The 18,850-nt window shown below is 39.2% G+C and carries 19 protein-coding genes, 1 pseudogene and 1 riboswitch; of the genes and pseudogenes, 9 read left to right on the top strand and 11 right to left on the bottom strand.

What is annotated here, in order from left to right; genetic code table 11:
• Window positions 1-12 precede the first annotated feature (12 nt).
• Window positions 13-1,644: an acetolactate synthase large subunit gene (locus tag GH754_RS12385; RefSeq protein WP_153729007.1), complete on the bottom strand. Its 1,632-nt coding sequence runs from the start codon at window positions 1,642-1,644 to the stop codon at window positions 13-15.
• 306 nt (window positions 1,645-1,950) lie between these two features.
• Between GH754_RS12385 and GH754_RS12380 the strand changes: the two genes are divergently transcribed.
• From GH754_RS12380 to GH754_RS12360, 5 genes are all read left to right on the top strand, one after another.
• Window positions 1,951-2,037, top strand: coding sequence for a YjcZ family sporulation protein (locus tag GH754_RS12380; RefSeq protein WP_143060138.1), 87 nt, complete (start codon window positions 1,951-1,953; stop codon window positions 2,035-2,037).
• Between the two features lie 203 nt (window positions 2,038-2,240).
• Window positions 2,241-2,327, top strand: coding sequence for a YjcZ family sporulation protein (locus tag GH754_RS12375; protein ID WP_153729093.1), 87 nt, complete (start codon window positions 2,241-2,243; stop codon window positions 2,325-2,327).
• A gap of 84 nt (window positions 2,328-2,411) precedes the next feature.
• Entirely contained in the window at window positions 2,412-2,708 is a 297-nt protein-coding gene (locus tag GH754_RS12370; RefSeq protein WP_153729006.1) for a hypothetical protein, read from the top strand.
• Between the two features lie 178 nt (window positions 2,709-2,886).
• Window positions 2,887-2,991 carry a YjcZ family sporulation protein gene (locus tag GH754_RS12365; RefSeq protein ID WP_153729005.1) on the top strand — a complete coding sequence of 35 codons (105 nt, stop codon included), beginning with the start codon at window positions 2,887-2,889 and terminating at the stop codon, window positions 2,989-2,991.
• A gap of 71 nt (window positions 2,992-3,062) precedes the next feature.
• Window positions 3,063-3,233: a YjcZ family sporulation protein gene (locus GH754_RS12360; RefSeq protein ID WP_153729092.1), complete on the top strand. Its 171-nt coding sequence runs from the start codon at window positions 3,063-3,065 to the stop codon at window positions 3,231-3,233.
• A gap of 102 nt (window positions 3,234-3,335) precedes the next feature.
• Here the strand turns inward: GH754_RS12360 and GH754_RS12355 are convergent, their stop codons facing one another.
• The 7 genes from GH754_RS12355 to GH754_RS12325 form a co-directional block, all read right to left on the bottom strand.
• Window positions 3,336-3,851 carry a CBO0543 family protein gene (locus tag GH754_RS12355; RefSeq protein ID WP_153729004.1) on the bottom strand — a complete coding sequence of 172 codons (516 nt, stop codon included), beginning with the start codon at window positions 3,849-3,851 and terminating at the stop codon, window positions 3,336-3,338.
• 62 nt (window positions 3,852-3,913) lie between these two features.
• Window positions 3,914-5,020: a GerAB/ArcD/ProY family transporter gene (locus GH754_RS12350; RefSeq protein ID WP_153729003.1), complete on the bottom strand. Its 1,107-nt coding sequence runs from the start codon at window positions 5,018-5,020 to the stop codon at window positions 3,914-3,916.
• 46 nt (window positions 5,021-5,066) lie between these two features.
• Window positions 5,067-5,309, bottom strand: coding sequence for a hypothetical protein (locus tag GH754_RS12345; RefSeq protein WP_153729002.1), 243 nt, complete (start codon window positions 5,307-5,309; stop codon window positions 5,067-5,069).
• Between the two features lie 2 nt (window positions 5,310-5,311).
• Window positions 5,312-6,526 carry a Ger(x)C family spore germination protein gene (locus tag GH754_RS12340; RefSeq protein ID WP_194841348.1) on the bottom strand — a complete coding sequence of 405 codons (1,215 nt, stop codon included), beginning with the start codon at window positions 6,524-6,526 and terminating at the stop codon, window positions 5,312-5,314.
• A 14-nt stretch (window positions 6,527-6,540) separates the two neighbouring features.
• A complete protein-coding gene (locus GH754_RS12335) occupies window positions 6,541-8,094 on the bottom strand; it encodes a spore germination protein (protein WP_407690671.1) in 1,554 nt (517 codons plus the stop codon).
• 657 nt (window positions 8,095-8,751) lie between these two features.
• Entirely contained in the window at window positions 8,752-9,654 is a 903-nt protein-coding gene (locus GH754_RS12330) for an aldo/keto reductase (protein WP_153728999.1), read from the bottom strand.
• Between the two features lie 150 nt (window positions 9,655-9,804).
• Window positions 9,805-10,917: an MGDG synthase family glycosyltransferase gene (locus tag GH754_RS12325; RefSeq protein WP_153728998.1), complete on the bottom strand. Its 1,113-nt coding sequence runs from the start codon at window positions 10,915-10,917 to the stop codon at window positions 9,805-9,807.
• A gap of 184 nt (window positions 10,918-11,101) precedes the next feature.
• Between GH754_RS12325 and GH754_RS12320 the strand changes: the two genes are divergently transcribed.
• Window positions 11,102-11,953, top strand: coding sequence for a metallophosphoesterase (locus GH754_RS12320; RefSeq protein ID WP_153728997.1), 852 nt, complete (start codon window positions 11,102-11,104; stop codon window positions 11,951-11,953).
• A gap of 76 nt (window positions 11,954-12,029) precedes the next feature.
• On the opposite strand, the gene GH754_RS19460 is transcribed toward GH754_RS12320, so the two are convergent.
• Window positions 12,030-12,668 carry a YkoP family protein gene (locus GH754_RS19460; RefSeq protein WP_407690668.1) on the bottom strand — a complete coding sequence of 213 codons (639 nt, stop codon included), beginning with the start codon at window positions 12,666-12,668 and terminating at the stop codon, window positions 12,030-12,032.
• Between the two features lie 237 nt (window positions 12,669-12,905).
• A riboswitch (cyclic di-GMP riboswitch) is annotated at window positions 12,906-12,994 on the top strand.
• 82 nt (window positions 12,995-13,076) lie between these two features.
• Here GH754_RS19460 and GH754_RS12310 point away from each other — a divergent pair.
• On the top strand, window positions 13,077-15,659 hold the full coding sequence (locus GH754_RS12310; protein ID WP_153728996.1) for an EAL domain-containing protein: 2,583 nt from the start codon (window positions 13,077-13,079) through the stop codon (window positions 15,657-15,659).
• Between the two features lie 38 nt (window positions 15,660-15,697).
• On the opposite strand, the pseudogene GH754_RS12305 reads toward GH754_RS12310, so the two are convergent.
• A pseudogene (locus GH754_RS12305) lies at window positions 15,698-15,811 on the bottom strand (DUF2249 domain-containing protein); the annotation flags it as partial.
• On the opposite strand from GH754_RS12305, the gene GH754_RS12300 reads away from it, so the two are divergent.
• On the top strand, window positions 15,809-15,961 hold the full coding sequence (locus tag GH754_RS12300) for a hypothetical protein (protein WP_153728995.1): 153 nt from the start codon (window positions 15,809-15,811) through the stop codon (window positions 15,959-15,961). The pseudogene GH754_RS12305 and the gene GH754_RS12300 sit on opposite strands and share 3 nt — an antisense overlap.
• Window positions 15,962-16,303: 342 nt before the next feature.
• Window positions 16,304-17,680: a C39 family peptidase gene (locus GH754_RS12295; RefSeq protein WP_194841346.1), complete on the top strand. Its 1,377-nt coding sequence runs from the start codon at window positions 16,304-16,306 to the stop codon at window positions 17,678-17,680.
• A 267-nt stretch (window positions 17,681-17,947) separates the two neighbouring features.
• On the opposite strand, the gene GH754_RS12290 is transcribed toward GH754_RS12295, so the two are convergent.
• Complete coding sequence (locus GH754_RS12290; RefSeq protein ID WP_153728993.1) at window positions 17,948-18,757, bottom strand: DUF3298 and DUF4163 domain-containing protein; 810 nt, start codon at window positions 18,755-18,757, stop codon at window positions 17,948-17,950.
• Window positions 18,758-18,850: the final 93 nt, after the last annotated feature.

The raw sequence follows: 18,850 nt of genomic DNA, 5'->3' as shown, positions 1-18,850 counted from the left end.
CTTTTCTCGTATTTAACAAATAATTTCACCTAATTTTTCCGTTAATTTCATATTCTCACTATAATCAACTGGACAATCCATAAAGACGGGCTTTTTCATAGCGATTGCCTTTTCCAAGGTAGGCTTTAAATCCTCTGCTTTTGTAATTTCCATCGCTTCAAAGCCATAGGATTGGGCTAGCTTCAGATAATCGGGATTACCAAATTTAATGTAAGAGGCGCGGTTAAACTTTTTCATCTGATGCCATTCAATCAGGCCATAACCGTTGTCCCGCCACATTAAGACTACAATCGGTACATTTAGTCTTTTGGCTGTTTCAAGCTCAGCACCTGTCATTTGAAAGGAACCATCTCCACACACAGCAACTACATTTCGCTCTGGATGTGCTAACTTAGCCGCGATAGCACTTGGAACGGCAACTCCCATTGATGCCAGTCCATTTGAAATAAGGCATGTATCAGGCTCATAGCTGTGATACATTCTGGCCATCCACATTTTGTGTGCGCCCACATCCGAGATGGCAATATCGTTTTCATTTAAAACTGACCTTAAATCAGTAATAATCTTTTGGGGCTTTAAAGGAAAATGGTTGTCCTCTTTATAGGTTTCAAATTCATCCAAAACTTGGCTACGGACGTTCATCACCCAATTTACATCTCGTTCTTTTGGTTCGAAAACGGCCTCGAGCTTTTGCAGGTTTGTTTTTAAATCACCAATGACACTAAGCTCAACTGGGTAGTGAGCATCGGTCTCAGCTTCCTCGGTATCAATGTGGATGAGTGGCGTTTGGCTGTCTGGGTTCCAGTTTTTAGGTGGGTATTCGGCCATATCAAAGCCAATAGAAATAATAAGGTCTGCTCCGCTAAACCCGCATGTGATATAGTCCTGACCTCCAATACCAGCTGTGAGCAAGCTGAGTTCATTTTTCCAGGATACAGACCCTTTTCCCATGAAGGAATGAACCACTGGGAGTTTGGTTTTTTCAACAAAAGCTCGGAGTTCTGGTGTTGCTTTTTGTCTTGCTAAGCCATTCCCAGCAAGAATGAGGGGATGCTTGGCCTTTTCTATCAACTGTTTGGCCTGTTCGATGGTATGATTGCTTGCAACAGACATAGGATGTTCCGTTGGCTCAAGCGGGGATTCATCCACTTCCATTTCGGCGATATCTTCTGGCAGGTCGATATGGGTGGCACCCCATTTTTCCTGGCTTGCTACTTGAAAAGCCTTTCTTACGACTTCCGGAGTGATTTTTCCCGTTTTAATTTGGGCATTCCATTTCGTCACTGGCTCATACATGGAAATAAGATCGTAATGCTGATGGGAAATTTTATGATGTCGGCTAAGGTCCGCCTGCCCTGTGATAGCAACGAGTGGACAATGATCCATATTGGCATTTGCGACACCTGTTAACAGATTGGTGGCACCTGGACCCAATGTCGCCAAACAAACCCCGGGCTTGCCTGTTAAGCGGCCATATGTACCTGCCATAAAGGCTGCACTCGTTTCATGTCTGGTCACGATAAATTCAATGTTTGAGTCATAAAGAGCATCCATCACGTCGATATTTTCTTCTCCAGGCACACCGAAAACATATTCAACACCCTCTCTTTCTAAACACTTCACTAGGAGCTCAGCTACTTTCATAAAGACACCATCCTTTGTATGAATTGAAAGTTTTTTGGTTTGGAATTAGGCTACTTTATGTATCAACAACTGTTTATTTCTGGTAACATAACCATTTCAATAGTCTGTTCGAATTTAACACGATTTATGTACACTTTAGTGCTTTAAAGGATGTGGGGACAGTCCCCACATCCTTTAAAGTGCTAAAGCAAAAGAATTTAGTAGAATTGGGTGTTTGCCCTAAACACTTCCCTCAAGCTAACATAGGGTATTAGGGAAATAGTTAATAAGGCTATTTCAAATCATAACCAACGGAGGGATGCTCATATGTCATTCGGTTACAACAATGGCTTTGCGTTAATTGTGGTGTTGTTTATCTTACTCATCATTGTTGGGGCAGCTTATGTTGGTTAATTAAAATAGAGACGAATCAGGAGGTCACCCTAGCCAGGTGACCTCCTTTTCATGCGTGCTCCCTCCCCACCACTCCGCATTTAATCCAAAAATTTTCCCAATTATAGTCAGTTGCCCTATACACATATTACCTAAGTACATACGTTGAGAGTAGAGATTGTGATAGGCAATCTTTTTATATGACTTGATGGAGGGATATTTAAATGTCACATACAGGTTATGCGAGTGGATTTTCACTAATTGTTGTCCTGTTTATTCTTCTCATCATCGTTGGGGCTGCGGTCCTTTAAAGGTTTTTCGTTAGATAATTGAAAGGGTTCCTAGTGTGTGATCTCTTTTAATCATTCAATAATTTAATTTTAGGAGGATGTATGATGTATAACGATATGTATCACAATGAACCTACATTTCCACCACACCAACCAGGCTTTGATGAAGCTGAAGACGAAAGAATTTTCGGTGGAGCAGCGATTCCATTTTTAACTGGGGCTGCAGCAGGTGCTGTTTTTGATGATTTCTTCTTTGGGCCACGTCCATTTTACGGATATCCGGGATATGGTCCAGGTTTCGGGGGCTACGGGTATGGACCACGACCACGACCTGGCTATGGGTATGGTTACGGTCATAGGCCACGCCCGCGCCCAGGATATGGATACTACAACCCATGGTAATAAAATAGGTAAGTATAGTTGGGAGAGCATAGAATTTTTAATTATGCTCTCCCTTTTTATATTTTTTTCTCAAATCTAAACGTTTGCCCTATACAACATTTGCCCCACTTCATAGGGTATAAGTAGAGAAATGGTTAAAAGGCCATTTCGAAACCCAACAAATGGAGGGATTATGATTATGTCAGGACACGGATATGTAGGCGGATTTGCGTTAATCGTTGTGTTATTTATTCTATTAATTATCGTTGGTGCAGGTAGTGGCGGATTTGGTTACGGAAATTAAGGCTAGTATTTAAATAAATTTTTTAGTTTCATCTAGATAAATTTACGATAAGGAGGAGTTTGATAATGCATATGCACGGATATGGACATGGAGGACCTCAGGTTGCAGGAGCTGGATTTCAACCTGATTATTGCTACTACGATCACGGCGGTTATGGATATGGCCGTGGCGGAGGATTTGCGCTAATCGTTGTGTTGTTTATTCTACTCATTATCATCGGAGCTACCGTTGTAAACCGATAATTTCATCTAAAGAATAGGCCGCCACTAGGCGGCCTTTCTTTATCCCTTCACCGCGTTAACACACTGAGGGTCTGTCCCCACATGCTTTAAAGGGCTAAAGGGTTATCTTTGTTCGATGGGGAGGTGGACGGGGACGTTGAACCACCAGATGAAGAAGATGCCAATTGGGATGGAAAGCAGATAGGCAATCAGCGGCTTTTTATAATGAAGAAGTAGCATGGGGAACATGAATGTATCAAAGCCCACGGACCACCAATAGCCCCATCCGTATTGATATTCAATACTTTTTGTGAGAACAAAAAAAGCCTCCCAAAGAGCATAAATGAAAATCCATTTTACGATATGAACATTTCTTCTCCTCTTTTCCTCAGGCATATTACATAAGAACAACAAAGCCGTACCAGGAAACACAATAAACGTATATAGCATCTCTGTTAGCGTATGATTGGATAAAAAGTCCGCATCTAGCCGCCATAAAAAATAGTGTGCGGTTAAAAAATTGTAAAGCAAATTTCCCAAGGCAAAGTACAGCATTGTCGTATGATATTTTTCCCAATTCCGCCAGTCACCCCACCTCCAAACGGCAAATACCACATATAAAGTTGTTGCAACATGCATATAAACAACCTCTTCTCTCATGTTTTCCTAAGAGACCAGACCTTTAGTATCTAACACTGAACCTATCCAACCTTACTTTTCTTCTTTTTTTTTCGAATAAATCCTACCAAAAGAAGAAGCATGGGTAACAAAATGCCAATCGTTGCTGAGTAATACGGCGCGTAATAAGCGACAAACTCATTATAATAAATAATGTCGGTAAACAGAATGATGCCCATTATGATAATGATAAAAGCGAGTGGCGTAGATAATGTTTTCGTACTTTTTAAATTAAAGAAATGACTCATTCCTAAGTTCAGCACATAAAAATTCAATGTAATTTTAAAGAAAATAGTAAAAAACCAGGCAATCGCAACCAAAATTTCAATCCGTTCCAAAAAATTGGCCAAGCTGATTTTTTTCCCTAAAATATAACTTGGGAAGATTTGTCGTGCTGTAAAATCTGGTCCTAAAACAGCTAAACACATAAGTGTAATTAAGGTTAGGATAACAGACCCGATAATAACTCCAATATAGAATGCCTTTTTAGCTGGTTTAAATCTGTGTACATAAGGAAAAATGGCCAGAAAAATAAACAGCTCAAGATACGGAGTAGTTAAAGTTGGAATGACCGCAAGAAAAGTCCCTCCTATATCCTCCTGCAGGACAGGTTGAACATTCCTAAAATCAGCTTCAGGTGCAACCAAAATCAATAATAATATTAGTGAGGTAAAAGCATAAGGAAAGAATATTTCACTTGTCCGTCCAATCACCTCCAACCCTAGTCTGACTCCTATTAAACTCGTCATCATAAAAATAAACATTACAAATTGAATGGGGGTCTCTACGGTTACTTGCGTAGTAATAAATTCTCCAATCTGTCTTAAATTAGTAGCTGTTAAGAGCAGAATGTAGGTTAAAAACAGCACTGATACCGCTTTTCCTACCCATTTACCCAAAATATGCTCACTTAATTCAAATAAATTTTTCTTCCAATCAATGGATATAACACAATTTAACATAAAGACGATACCAATACCTATCAGCATCGCTATGACCATAGTAATCCAGGCATTTGCATGTGCATAACTAGCCGTTAGGGAAGGGAGAATAATCACAGCTGTACCTAAGGTGTACATGAGGACCAAGACAGTAAACTGTCGAACACCTATTTTTCCTTTTTCAATCAACTAAAATCCCCTCCTAACTCCGTGCCCCCGAGTTCATCAACACTTGCTAAAGATATTTTTCTAATGACTTACGAATAGGCTCGGCTACTGGTTGGTATATCTGCTTAATCCCCTCAATCGGCGTTGGGATATTAACCTCCATAACGTGTAAGACAACAATGCTTAAGGCCAAGATAAAAAAGGCAATGTACACTTTTTTGTCCTTTTTCGACTTACTCTTTTTTACTGTAGCAAAATCTAATAGAAAAACCACTACAGCGATGAGGACGACCACAATGACCTTAAACATGTTTACTCACCTTGCTTCCTTTTTTCTTCAATCTCTTTCAGAAAGGATTGATTAATCGTTCCTGTTCTTCGTATTTTTATTTTGACGTTAACCTTCACCTCTAATTCATTTGCAAAAATTTCATTCCATTGTCCCTTAACCTTTTTCCATTCTTTTGGACTAGCTCGATGTATGACTTCACCAAAACCAAACACATCTGTTCCCATTTCTTGAATCTTTTTAATGCTTGTCTTCATTTCTTCTTCGATACTTTTTTCAAATTTCGACTCTAGTTTTCTGAGCTCCTTTGGTTTGGTTAAATTCAAAGCACATGCCACATCACCAACATTTGCCTCACTTTTAACGTCAACATTTATTTTAGGGATCCCCTTTTTCATGCTTCCACTCACATTTGCATGTGTTTTAAACACTTCAATGGCAACTTTTCCCCCGTCATCACAAGGAACCCATGATATGGTATTTTTTACCTTATTTTTAATCCTATTCAGTGTCTTGCTTTGTTCTTCATTTAACCAGTCTACAAATCGATCGTTTTTAAATACACCGATAAAATCAGTTTTTATCTCGGTTGGCGAAAGGGAGGCTTCTACGTTTTCTAATTGCGTACCAAATTCAGGATCCCCGATCACCCAAAGGCCTGTTACACTGGCCTCCTTCCCTTTTGATGTCATAGAGGCAATCAACTCATCCAGCTTGACAGCACTCACCCCAGCCCAAGATTCCTCCGCAGCTTGCAGATTGCCAAAAATCTTATTAGCTGGTATTTTTTCTAACGGTGTCAATACTTGAACCACATTTTCCGCTGTATTTTCCCGGGCAATGGCAAAATTAAAATCTGTTCTCATTTCATGGTCACGAGAAATAAAATCTAATACATCAGCAACACCACCTCTGGCAAACTCCTCCCCGAGGATAATCATGCGTAAATGGGCTAAGTAAATTCTCCTAGGTGCAATCGTTGTTAATTTTCGAATTGCTTCAAAAAAAGTACTCCCTTTTGCTTGATAGGTAGAAACAGCAGTACGAGTGGAAATCGTATTACCAGCAATTTCACCTGGATTAAGAATCTGGGCGGATACTAATATTTGATCTCCCTCTTTATCCACACCTAAAGCTGTAGCAATTGCAATATCTGATAATTCTCGAGCATCCCAACATCCAGACAACAGCACAGTTAAGATGATGATGACACATATTGATTTGATTTTCTTTTGCATAAGCTGATTCACCATCACTTTTGTTTAGGTTTCGCTGGTTCCGTGTCCTCACGCTCCATATCCTTTTGACTGATAAGTTTAGGTCTAGTACGTAAACGCCATAACGGAAGACGTATTAACGAATCCTTTTGGTCGCCAGGAATAAAAGGGCCCATCGGTGAAAGATAAGGGATTCCAAATGAGCGTAGGCTCGCCATATGCATAACCATAACGAGCAACCCTAAAATAATTCCCACTAAACCAAACATGGCAGCAAGGGTCATAAAAATAAATCGTAACAGCCTAACGGAAATGGAAATGTTAAAGCTTGGGAACACAAAGCTACTGATCGCTGTTAAGGAAACAACAATCACCATGGCTGATGACACAATCCCGGCTTCAACCGCGGCCTGTCCTAATACGAGTGCTCCCACGATAGAAATCGCATTGCCGACTGCTCTAGGCATACGAGTTCCAGCCTCTCGCAAAATTTCAAACGTAATCTCCATCATAAGCGCCTCGACATATGCTGGAAATGGAACACCTTCCCTTTGTGCAGCCAAACTAATAAGTAGCTGTGTTGGAATCATTTCTTGGTGAAAAGTAGTTAAAGCTATATAGGCTGATGGAGTCAGTAAAGCTAAGAAAAAACAAACAAACCGTAATAACCTTAACGCTGAACCGATGTCAGACCTTTGATAATAGTCCTCACTAGATTGAAAAAAGTCTACAAACAAAGAAGGTACAAGTAAAACAAAAGGTGTACCGTCCACCATAATCGCAACTCTTCCTTCTAATAACCCTGCACAAACCGCATCAGGTCGCTCAGAGTTGTTTATGGTTGGAAAGGGCGTGTAGGTTTTATCCTGTATGAGTTCTTCAATATATCCACTCTCTAAAATGGCGTCAATTTCTATATCTTTTAACCTTTTTTTAACCTCCTGAACAACATCATCATTGACAATCCCTTTCATATAACATACAGCTATATCTGTATGTGTTTTTTCACCAATGACCATGTTTTCAATCCAAAGACTAGGATCTTTTAAACGTCTTCGAATAAGTGAAGTGTTGGTTCGTAATGTTTCTGAAAAACCATCCTTCGGTCCCCGAATCACCGTCGTAGATGAGGATTCCTCAACTCCTCGCTTTTCAAAGCCCTTTGAGCCTATAGTAAAGCCTTTGGCATATCCATCAATTAAAATAATTGTGTCTCCTGCTAATAGAAATTGAAACAATGTAAAATAATCATGGCATTCGTCGACTTCACTTCCGGTTAAAGAGCGTTCCTTAAGAATTGTGAAGAAGTCTCCTTGCTTAGCTTGCTGGTTTGCTTGATTTGCCTGGTTCGACTGGGTCGACGGACTACTTTGGCTTGATGACTGCTCTATCGATAATTGTTTAGACGTTTGGTTTTTCTCATTAGTACCGGATTCGGCTTGGTTTGACTGTTTGGATCCTATAGTTGACTCAGATGATTCGGACGATTGCTGTTTGTTTGATGATTTCTTGTGTTTAAGCTGTTTTAATTTAATTGGTTTTCGTGTTTTTTTCTTTTGATTACTAGTGTTCGAGCTGGCTGGTTGAATTGCTTGGTATGTATTGTTCTGGCTGTTTTGGTCTGATTTCGTCTGCTCCTTCTTAGCTTGGTCTGCGTTGCTAGGTGTCTCATCTTGATTTTTTGTTTCAGAGCCTTGGGATTGGGTCTGTTTTGTTTCAATTGCCTCTGATTGTTTTTGACTGATTGTTTGCCCTTCACCTAAATCAGTTATCCGGATATCAAGCATAAGTGTTTCGGTAATGAAATCTTGGATAAATTTTTTATCAGCTAATCCATCCATGTACAGGATAACAGCTCGTACAGGCTGATTTTTTCCGATTTTAATACTTCTTGTAACCAAATCAGAACTGTTCCCTAGTTTGGACTTCACTGTTTTTACGTTTTCATCGAGATTTGTCACAAGCGGTGAGGACAGATTAGAGGGGATATTGTTCGTTTGTACTGGCTTTTGCTGCTTTTTCCCAAACATATCCCTAAACTTTTTCTTCATTACCAAAAACCCCTAATCAAGTGTATTGTTGACATTTTATCTTTACCCATAATGCCAACCACTATGCACACTTTACCCCTTTAAAGCATCGGGGGACAGACCCCAACTTTGGTAAATCGGTAAAGGGCTAAAGTGTACAAAAAACCCGAGAGCCTTATTTATTATGGCTACCCCGGGTTTTGTCATCCAAGAATTTTATGGTACCTCATGACCCATAGAGCTGTGCAGAATCTCGAACCACTGGTCATGGGTTAAGGAATGATTTAATGCCTTAACCGCATGGCGAATTCGACTCTGCTTGCCAGAACCTACAATAGGCATAATACGAGCAGGGTGCTGCAGAATCCAAGCATATATCACTTCACTCAAATCGGCTGCACCAAGCTCTTCTGCCACCTTGGTTAATGTCGAGCGTAGTCTGATGGCCTTTTCATCACCGCTTGTAAACATTTTGCCACCAGCTAGCGGTGACCATCCCATGGTTGGCAATCGCTTTTCTAAGCTAAAGTTTAGCGTCCCATCCTCGATATTCTCTAATTGATAGGGTGAGATTTCCACTTGATTCGTGATTAACTCCTCTTCTAGATATGATTCTAGCATCGTAAATTGGTGATGTTTAAAGTTCGATACCCCAAAATAACGCACCTTCCCTGCTGCTTTCAGCTGGTGAAAGGCGTCCGCTACTTCATTTGGGTCCATGAACGGGTCTGGCCGGTGAATCAGCAAAGCGTCTAGATAGTCGGTATGTAAATTCTTCAATGACTGTTCTACCGATTGAATAATATGCCGAGCCGTCGTATTGTAATGATGCGACTTGTGTTCTGGCCTCTGTTTCGAAGGCAGGACAATTCCACATTTGGTTACTAGCTCCATTTGCTCACGCAGCTCAGGCTTTAGCGACAACGCCTTGCCAAACAAACCTTCGCACGTATAACTCCCATAGATATCGGCATGGTCAAACGTAGTAATGCCTTGCTCTAAACAAAACTCAATCAACTCAAGCCTTTCCTCTGGTGTGTATTCCCACTCATTTAAGCGCCACAGCCCATGAACAATGCGGGAAAATGACAAATCCTCTTTCAGTTGAACACGTTCCATTATGTACTCCCCTTTTTTCTAAAAGTGCTATATTGAGTATTATCCCTTACCACTAACTAAAAACCAACCCCCACGCTTTAATGCTTTAAAGCATTGGGGGACTGTCCCTCACCACGTTAACGCGTTACCACATCGAGGGTCTGTCCCCACTTACGTTAAAGCGTTAAAGTAGATGAGTTCGGCTGGGGTTTGGGGGGTGATTTGGGTATGATAGTGGTCTAGGTTTTGGTGGTAGGTGTTAATCTGATCATGCTCGTTATAAAAGCGTAATAATTCCTCCTCAAACTGATCACTCGTCTGCCACGAATGTAAATGATTCGCCACTCCTAGCTGATTCAGCTGCTCCAAATTCATTTCCTCCTGCCCTGGAAGCGTATGATACACAAAAATCGGCACCCGTTTAAATAGGCTCTCACTCACTGTCACCCCGCCTGGCTTTGTAATAATGCCATCACATTCTTCATATAATTGGTTCATTTCCTCTCGTGAAGAAATATATGACACTGGCTGAACATTTGATTGCCCCAACCGAGATAAACGCTTATACAACTTATCATTCTTACCGCACAACACCTTATACTCAATTCCATCATGCCCCACCTTCTCCACGAACTGATCAATCAATCCTACACCTAAATTCCCACCTGTCAGCATCAAACGAAGGCGATCTTTATTTTTCAGAATCTCCCCTCTCTCTGCCCGTGAAAATTTATGATGAACGGGAATTCCCGTTACAAAAATGCGATCCGGCCGCACCCCTTTATCCTCTAAATGCTCCTTCATCATGTGTGAAGGAACGAAATGATAATCAATTTCCGAAATGCCCCATAACCGATGAATAAAATAGTCTGTATATACATTAATCACAGGAACATCCACCAATCCCCGCTGTTTCAAGTAGCTCAACATATAGGATGGAAGCGCATGCGTGCAAATAACTAAATCAGGCTTTTTCTCCTGTAGAATTTCCTTCATGGCACTCTGAAACAAAAATTCATAATGACGATACCGCTTAGCCTCTTTCATATTTTCACAAACCAGTTTACGATAAATCCAACTGTATACCTGTGGGAAATGGGCAATCCACTGCAAATAAACATTGGAAATGAATGTTTCCATTTTTCCAAACCCATAATGTAAAATGTCCACTTTTTCACATTCAATCGTCGGCTCTAATTCTCGTAGCCCGTCCATTAAGGAATCCGCCACCTGATGATGTCCCGATGAAATTTGCAAAAAAGGCATAAACAATACCTTTTTCATCCTCATCAAACTCCCATATATTCAAGTTAAGTTCGCGAGGTTAGTTTGCGTAAATGAGTCTGATTTATGCCGGAGTCGAGCACCCCATTCTAATTCCATCAAAACCCCGACTGGAAATGCCACCAAAAATTACTACCACACTCACCCTCCAAACCCATGTATAATGGTGAACGGAGGTGTTTTGATGAATTGGTTTTTATTCGTTATGATTTTGATTCTCATTACGATGGGTTTATATAAAGCCTATAAAAATACGAAGCAAGTTGCCATTAACAAACTGACTATTGATGAACAGCCTACAGACCAACCTTCCGTCCAACTAAACGTCCTGCAAATTTCTGATTTACATCTTGAAAATATCTCCATAACCGCTGAGCAATTATACGAAAAAATTAAACACGAGCCCATTGATTTAATAGCCTTAACAGGAGACTTTCTTGATAGGAAAAAATCGATTCCAAAACTAGTACCCTATTTACGCGTATTTAATAGATTAAAGCCAATGTATGGTACGTTTGCGATATACGGAAATCATGACTATGTATTACGCGGAGAAAACTTTGATAAGCTTGATCAAACGTTAAAAAATCACGGTATAAGAACGATGCAAAATGAGAATGTCCAGTTGGATATCGACGGCATGAATGTGAATATTATTGGCATCGATGATTACAGTACAAGCCGCAGTGAATTTGCTCAATCCTATAAGGGAATATCTGATGGTTACAAACTAGTTTTAACGCACGACCCAAATGCAGTATTAGATATGAAAAACTATCATTTTGACTATTTATTATCGGGGCATTTTCACGGTGGGCAGATTTTATATCCAAAGGCCTATCATCTTGTGAAAATGGGGAAATTACCGAGAATGAACATGGTCAAGGGTTTGCAAACCTATGATGGAAAAAGCTTTTATATCAGTGAAGGCTTAGGACAAACAGGGGTAAATATCCGAGTAGGAAGTCGGCCAGAAATCACCTTCCACAAGCTCAACATCCCAGCCATCACCAAAACCAAACAACAAGTCAGCTAACTTTCACACACTACCACTTTAAAGCATCGAGGGACTGTCCTCATCGCTTTAAAGTGCTAAAGCAAAATCAGACCACTCAGGAGGATGAGCGGTCGATGATTTTGCTTTTTTCTTTTTGAAGAGCTGTTTCAATTGGCTTATATATATATGTTGAATATAATTGCTCTTTGGACATCACGATGTATTTGGGATCTGGCTGCTTGATACACTGCTTTATCCATGGCTGAGTCAATGACAGCACATAGATTGGATAAAAGGTTATTTTTTTCAACCACTTGTAAACTGGATTTTTAATTTCCTTCGATTCAAACCCTAGCCGTTTCACACCTTTACTCAAGGTTGTGATCCCAATAATTCCTTTAATTTCCGAATTTCTTTTATGAGATAATAAATAAGTACCAACACCAGGCATGGATTCCTTTACAATTTGAACAGTCACAAAAGCTTTTCTAATATCACTTTTTACATCCTCTAACTCCCGTAACAGACGGACATTATGCAGATGAATTTTAATCATAAGGTCGTTCTTTTTAATCACAGTACCATCCGACAAGCGCAACTCGCTGCCTTTGAACCTAGTGAGTCGTACCCTAAAAATATTGTTTGATCGATTCGAATACTTTCCAAGCCTGCTGTGTCCGATGTATGTTAGACGGGTAAGCCTATAATATAATGGGTCAAAAAGGAGCCACAGCTTAATCAACGTTTTCCTCATCTTCTACCATCCCTTTGCCATTGTTGACAGTACTTATTTTGCTTTAATTGCACCGATATTATTTAATAATTAAAATATTTTTTTACTAAAACAATTCACATCCTCACCCTAATCCGCAATGTCGAATATTGTAAATTGTCGTTGAAATATACCTAAAATCACCATATAATATTAATGTATATACAAATTTAATCACCATTATTGTAATTAAATGTAAATTAACAAAACTAAAGTCATGCGATAAGCTAGCAAACTAGTCGAAAGCCTAGGACGCAAAGCCACGGGTCTAATGAATAGTGATATTCGATGATCGCCGGGTTGCCGCAAAATTGATCAGGTGTACAACACACAACTGATCCCAATTTGGGGCGGTTGTGTGTTTTTTTATTTTAAAGAGGTGAAAAAAATTTGAGTCTGATTAAAGAACTCTTTCAGAAAAAGACACCAAGAAGTTCTCATTCACATCTTAAGGAAATGTTTACATCTTTGTATTTACATGATCATCAGCAACCTATATTGATGTTTGACACAGATGGAACTATTATCGACATCAACCATCGAGTAATGGGAAAATACGGTCATCGAACAATAGTTTATGATTATATTCAGGAGGATGAACGTGACAAATGTGAGCATGTGCTAACAAACTTTAGCTTTAAAGGGCACATTCATTACACTACCTTCCACTTTGTGCTCGAAAATAAAGTGGTGCATAAGCGTGTAGCTATTTTCCCCGTCAAGATGGATAACGAAATCATCGGGGGATATATGGTAGCGAAAAAAGTAAAATCCACATCCCAAGATCCGTCATTAAACATTGAAGAAGAACAACTAAGGGAAGTCATTGACCATCAAAGCTCAACCATCAAATCTTATAAAACATGGCTTGGAGCGATGGAGAAATACTCCAATGACATTATGTGTATTGCAGATCAGGATGGAAATATCCAGTTCCTAAGCCCCACCTATCAAAAAAAGCTTGGGTATCCTGTCCAAGAGCGAATGGATGAAAACATTTTTGCAAAGGTTCACCCTGAAGATATGGAAAAAACGAAGGCTAAATATGCTGAACTCATAAACCAGCCAAATGCCAAAATGAAAAATGAGGTCAGACTTTTACACAAGGATGGTAGCTATCGTACGTTTGATGTGATTGCCATCAACCTAATAGATGACCCTTCGATTCGGGGAATTCTGATTAATTTTTTTGATATTACAGAAATAAAGCAAACCGAAAAAAAAGCTAGACATTACGCTTACTATAACCAAATCACAAGCTTACCGAACCGATCGTATTTCGAAAATTTCCTTGACCTGTTTCTAGAGGATGCCAAAGAAAAGGGTGAAACGTTTTCCCTTCTCCATGTGGATTTAGATCGGTTCAAGTTTATTAATGATACCCTCGGCCAAGCAATTGGAGATGAGTTTTTAAAGGTTGTGACGGAGAGATTAAAGAGCTTTGCTAGCCAAACATCCTTTTTAGCCCACATTCGTAGTGATGAGTTCATTTTTCTCATTCAAAATGGAGAGAGTGAAATGGTTACAGCAATGGCTAACCAAATTCTCAAAACCTTTCAAGAGCCCTTTTATTATCAGGACTATGAGTATTTTGCTTCTGCCAGCATTGGCATTAGTATTTTTCCAGAGGCTGGTGGGGACCGAAACAGCCTGATTAAGAATGCCAATATTGCCCTTAGTCAGGCAAAGAAAAAAGGGATTAATCAGGTCGTCATCTACCGTCCTCATGCCGATGTAGAGACCTATAAGAAATTTACACTAATGACTGACTTACGAAAGGCTGTTCAAGAGGATGAGTTACTATTACATTTTCAGCCTATCATCCAAGCAAAAAGCCAAAAAATCGTAGCAACTGAGGCTCTTGTTCGCTGGAATCATCCTGAATGGGGATATATCCCACCGAACGAGTTTATTTCGCTTGCTGAGGAAAATGGGTTTATTAATGCAATTGGCGACTGGGTACTTTATAAAGCCTGTCAGCAGTTAAAGAATTGGCAAAGTCAAGGCATAGACCCTATTGTGATGTCCGTAAATGTATCAGCCATTCAGTTCGACCAGGATTCGTTTGTGAGCCATGTTAAATCCGTCATTGAGGAAACAGGAATTGATCCAAAATACTTGCGGCTAGAAATTACTGAAAATGTTCTTGTAGAGGATTATGTTCAGGTTAAGGAAAAACTAGAGCAATTGAAGAAGCTTGGGGTATCCATTGCACTTGATGACTTTGGAAAAGGCTATTCGTCCCTTATTTATCTTCAGCATTTTAATATTGATGTATTAAAGGTTGATAAACTATTTTTGAAGGAAGTAGAAGAAAATGAAAAAAGCAAAGATCTCCTACGAACAATTGTAGAATTAGCCAACAAATTATCTCTAGAGGTAGTCATAGAAGGTGTCGAATCAGCTCCCCAATTTGAGTTTGTAAAAGGGATCGGGGCAAACCATATTCAAGGATTTTTATTTAGTAAACCACTACCCGAGGAAGAGCTCATTCCAAAATTATACGAAAAATACTTAAGCCTAGAAATAAATAAACCGTCTCCAATCTTTGAAAAAAGACATTTTTACAGAATTTCATTCCAATTTCCTTTAATCGGTTCATTTACCATCGATTCGATTATGGGACATAAGGTCGATGTGGGCAATACCAACATTCTTATTGAAGATATTAGTGCTGGTGGTCTCAGATTTTTATCGAATATTCAGCTTCCAGTTCGAACCAATTTTATCATTCAAGTTTCCACAATTATTGGCTCTGAACAGATTGAACACCATGGTAATGTGGTATGGCATAGGGATATTGAGGATGGTATTCACCAGTACGGAGTAGAGTTTCATATTGAAGAACATGAACAAGAGGAGTTGCTCAAACTACTCAACATCTTACAGGGCAAGCTAAGAAAAAATGACCATAGCATGCTCAGCTATTATGTGACGACTAGTCCGAAATGTTATTTTAAGCATAACTCATAAGAAAGCAGCACCCAAGTAGGTGCTGCTTTCTTCGGTTATTATCTCTTTCCTATTGCAACCTTCCACAAGTCAGGACCTTCTTGCAGGTATTTCCACGTAAACTCGCCTTCTCTTTCCATCATGAATTGATATTGAAGGGGGCGTGGATCATGCTAGTTCCAGTTGCGTTTCTTGCGTTTCTTACCCCTATTTGGAGTGAGCGATTTGGATTTCTTCAATTTTTCGTAACGGCAGACGGTGTGGTTTTACTTAGTGCCCTATTAGTGATTCAACCATCCTCAGACTTCTATGGCGGGCTCTAGCAATTCTGGGCATCCTCATGTTTCTGTTTCAAATGCTTATGACGATTCAGTAGCAGAAGGAAAAAAATGAAAGAAGAAAGTTGCTTAAAAAATTTTAATCGTAACTCCACAATTTTAATTACCTGTGAACATCTTAGGGTTGTTCACAGGTTTTTTTTAATGATTTTGTGGTATAAAGAATAATAATCTTCACACTTTCAATCCCCACTTTCCAGAATTGTTATCTTGACACTTCTAATCTCTTATTGCTAAGATTCAAATGACCTTTATCCTTTATTTTACTAAAATATTATAGTATCAATCTATGAAGCTATGAACATAAAAGGAGTGCAGTATATTATAATGAGATCGCTAAGCATGATTTTGTTTATGTTCGTTGTTTTGGTTGGTTGTAATACGACGGAGAGTCAAAAATCCGAAACAACTGCCACAAAAGAAAGTACAGCAAACGAGGAAAAAAAGAAAGAAGCGACACATAAACCTACAACATTTGGAGTAAACCCTAATATAGACTTAATTAGTTACTCTCTGAAGAAAGACGAAGAAAAGAAAGAAGAAGACGAGAAGGCGGAAGAGATAGAAAATCCCGAAACTAACAAGCCCGATTATAAATCAGAGCCTCATGAAGAAACCCTTCAAATCACAGCTCAGGAAGCCAACATACGAAAAGGCCCAGCTACAGATTATGAAAAAATAACCACCCTATCTAAACATACTAAATTACTAGCTATTGAAAAAGCGAAGCCTAATGAATTAACTTGGTTCCACGTTACATTTGGAGAAGATCAGAAAGGATGGATTTCTTCTAAGATTGTAGAGAAGTATGACCCTCAGTCTCAAAAAGAGGAGGCGGATAAAGTGAAAACGTCAGACTCACAATCAAGTCCAAAGATAGAGATAAAATCACATAAGGAAACATATGAAATCTCGGCGAGTGTGGCCAATATTCGAAAGGGTCCTGGACTATCCTATCACAATTTCACTGGTCTGAAGAGGTTTACCAAGGTCGAGGCATTCGAAAAAACCTCTACAGAAGGTATGACATGGTACCATGTAAAATTTAATGGTCAAAAGGGCTGGGTTGCGGAAAGTGTTGTGCAGAAGTATAACCCAAACCGTCAAGTCAAACTCATCTCTGCTCCACTCGTTTCCCAAATGCCCGAACTTCCTAGGGGCTGTGAAGTAACCAGTTTAGCTATGCTCTTAGGTCATGCAGGAGTCCAAGTCGATAAAATGACCTTGGCAAAGGAAATTAAAAAAGACCCTACTCCGTACACGAAAAAGAATGGTCAAGTACACTTTGGAAATCCATATGACGGATTTGTTGGTGACATGTATTCCTTCGATAATCCTGGTCTAGGAGTCTATCATGGTCCAATTGCCGAATTAGGCGAAAAGTATTTACCAGGTAGAATTGTAGATTTAACCGGACAAAGCTTTGATGCTGTATACCAACAGCTCGACAAAGGGAAGCCTGTTTGGGTGGAAACAACAAGCTGGTTCTCCTATGTCCCGGAATCTGAATGGTACACATGGAATACGCCATCTGGAAAAATTAAAATCACCTATAAATTGCATTCCGTTCTCGTTACTGGCTATGATGAGAATTATATTTATTTTAATGATCCATTAGCTAATCAAAAAAATCGTAAGGTCAACAAAAAGGACTTTATCACTGGGTGGAAACAGATTGGGAATCAGGCTATTAGTTATAAGTAATTAAAGTTTAGTGCGGCTCTATTTTGCTGAAAAATGTCTGTTGGATGCTGAAGTGATAGTTTGAAAAGCTAAAGTTTTGTCTCAAAATGCTAAACATTGCTTCAAATGCTAAAAATAGAAACTACTACGCTAAATATCACTTTACACATGCTAAAGTTTAATCCGATTTAGCTAAAGTTCAACACAAAAAAATGCTAAACACAATCCAACGCCATACCCGCACAAGGTTGAGTTCTCTCCACACGAGAGAGCCCAACCTTTTTATTTCTAATGAGTCACCTGATTCCACACTAACTCACTCTTCTGAATTGCCTCGTAAATCTCTGGCTTCAGCATCTCATGAATTTCTGCAAATGGTATGGAAAATGTCTGTGTTCCCATGTAACCTGGTGCAATTTCATACTCATCAAAGGCAAGCACTAGCTGATTTTCCTCTAAATAAAACTTTTGCTCATCTGTCACAGATTGAAATCCTTCCTCTCCCTCAAAAAAGCTTTCCCCTTTCGCACGCCTATCCTCAATTTCTTTTTTTACCATGTCGTTGATTACTTCCTTGTAATCTAAATCCTCTTTAAATAGGTCAGCAAAGGTTAAATATTTAGCCTTTTTTTGATTTAAAATGTTCAAGGCTGAAATTTTTTGTATGCCATTCGCTCCACCCTTGTAAATATAATCTTCACTTTTGATCGAAATAATTTCACCTTGCATTTTTACAGATGGCTCAATGAATAATTGAAACGGTCGTAGCGGCTGCCCTTTCTCTCGTAACTCTTGGGCGAATTGCTTTGCCTCTTTTATGAATTCCTTCTTTTTGTCCTCTGCCTTAGATTTAATTCCATAATTAAATTTGACCTGAAACACCTGATCCTGTAGTCCACTGATTATCGGGATTTTCATGTCAATTTCATATTCCTCTGTTTTTTCCTTAATATCTTCAAATTTTATGTTGAATTCTTTATTCTTTTCGGAAACATCCTTTATTTGCAATGGTTCAGCATGAATATCTGCGGTTTGTGTAAAAAGGTTTAAACTGTATATCATAAGCATAAACCCAAAGAACATTAATACCCTTTTCATCCCAAGCCTCCTTGAACAGTGAAGTAATTACTGTTTAGTATTTGTCATAAGGGCTTGGTTTACACATGCTAATTGGTCTTTCTACGTAATGAG

Origin of the sequence: Salinibacillus xinjiangensis, assembly GCF_009649735.1 — a bacterium.
Taxonomy (GTDB): Bacteria; Bacillota; Bacilli; order Bacillales; family Alkalibacillaceae; genus Salinibacillus; species Salinibacillus xinjiangensis.
This window is presented reverse-complemented; position numbering and strand designations above follow the sequence as displayed.

Excerpts from the sequence above, each read along its gene's own strand:
- GH754_RS12320 (WP_153728997.1), top strand. The coding sequence starts at position 11,102 with ATGAATTGGTTTTTATTCGTTATGATTTTGATTCTCATTACGATGGGT.
- GH754_RS12365 (WP_153729005.1), top strand. The coding sequence starts at position 2,887 with ATGTCAGGACACGGATATGTAGGCGGATTTGCGTTAATCGTTGTGTTA.
- GH754_RS12340 (WP_194841348.1), bottom strand. The coding sequence starts at position 6,526 with ATGCAAAAGAAAATCAAATCAATATGTGTCATCATCATCTTAACTGTG.
- GH754_RS12290 (WP_153728993.1), bottom strand. The coding sequence starts at position 18,757 with ATGAAAAGGGTATTAATGTTCTTTGGGTTTATGCTTATGATATACAGT.
- GH754_RS12370 (WP_153729006.1), top strand. The coding sequence starts at position 2,412 with ATGTATAACGATATGTATCACAATGAACCTACATTTCCACCACACCAA.
- GH754_RS12380 (WP_143060138.1), top strand. The coding sequence starts at position 1,951 with ATGTCATTCGGTTACAACAATGGCTTTGCGTTAATTGTGGTGTTGTTT.
- GH754_RS12345 (WP_153729002.1), bottom strand. The coding sequence starts at position 5,309 with ATGTTTAAGGTCATTGTGGTCGTCCTCATCGCTGTAGTGGTTTTTCTA.
- GH754_RS12385 (WP_153729007.1), bottom strand. The coding sequence starts at position 1,644 with ATGAAAGTAGCTGAGCTCCTAGTGAAGTGTTTAGAAAGAGAGGGTGTT.
- GH754_RS12375 (WP_153729093.1), top strand. The coding sequence starts at position 2,241 with ATGTCACATACAGGTTATGCGAGTGGATTTTCACTAATTGTTGTCCTG.
- GH754_RS12360 (WP_153729092.1), top strand. The coding sequence starts at position 3,063 with ATGCACGGATATGGACATGGAGGACCTCAGGTTGCAGGAGCTGGATTT.
- GH754_RS12330 (WP_153728999.1), bottom strand. The coding sequence starts at position 9,654 with ATGGAACGTGTTCAACTGAAAGAGGATTTGTCATTTTCCCGCATTGTT.
- GH754_RS12355 (WP_153729004.1), bottom strand. The coding sequence starts at position 3,851 with ATGCATGTTGCAACAACTTTATATGTGGTATTTGCCGTTTGGAGGTGG.
- GH754_RS12300 (WP_153728995.1), top strand. The coding sequence starts at position 15,809 with ATGCTAGTTCCAGTTGCGTTTCTTGCGTTTCTTACCCCTATTTGGAGT.
- GH754_RS19460 (WP_407690668.1), bottom strand. The coding sequence starts at position 12,668 with ATGAGGAAAACGTTGATTAAGCTGTGGCTCCTTTTTGACCCATTATAT.
- GH754_RS12295 (WP_194841346.1), top strand. The coding sequence starts at position 16,304 with ATGAGATCGCTAAGCATGATTTTGTTTATGTTCGTTGTTTTGGTTGGT.
- GH754_RS12325 (WP_153728998.1), bottom strand. The coding sequence starts at position 10,917 with ATGAAAAAGGTATTGTTTATGCCTTTTTTGCAAATTTCATCGGGACAT.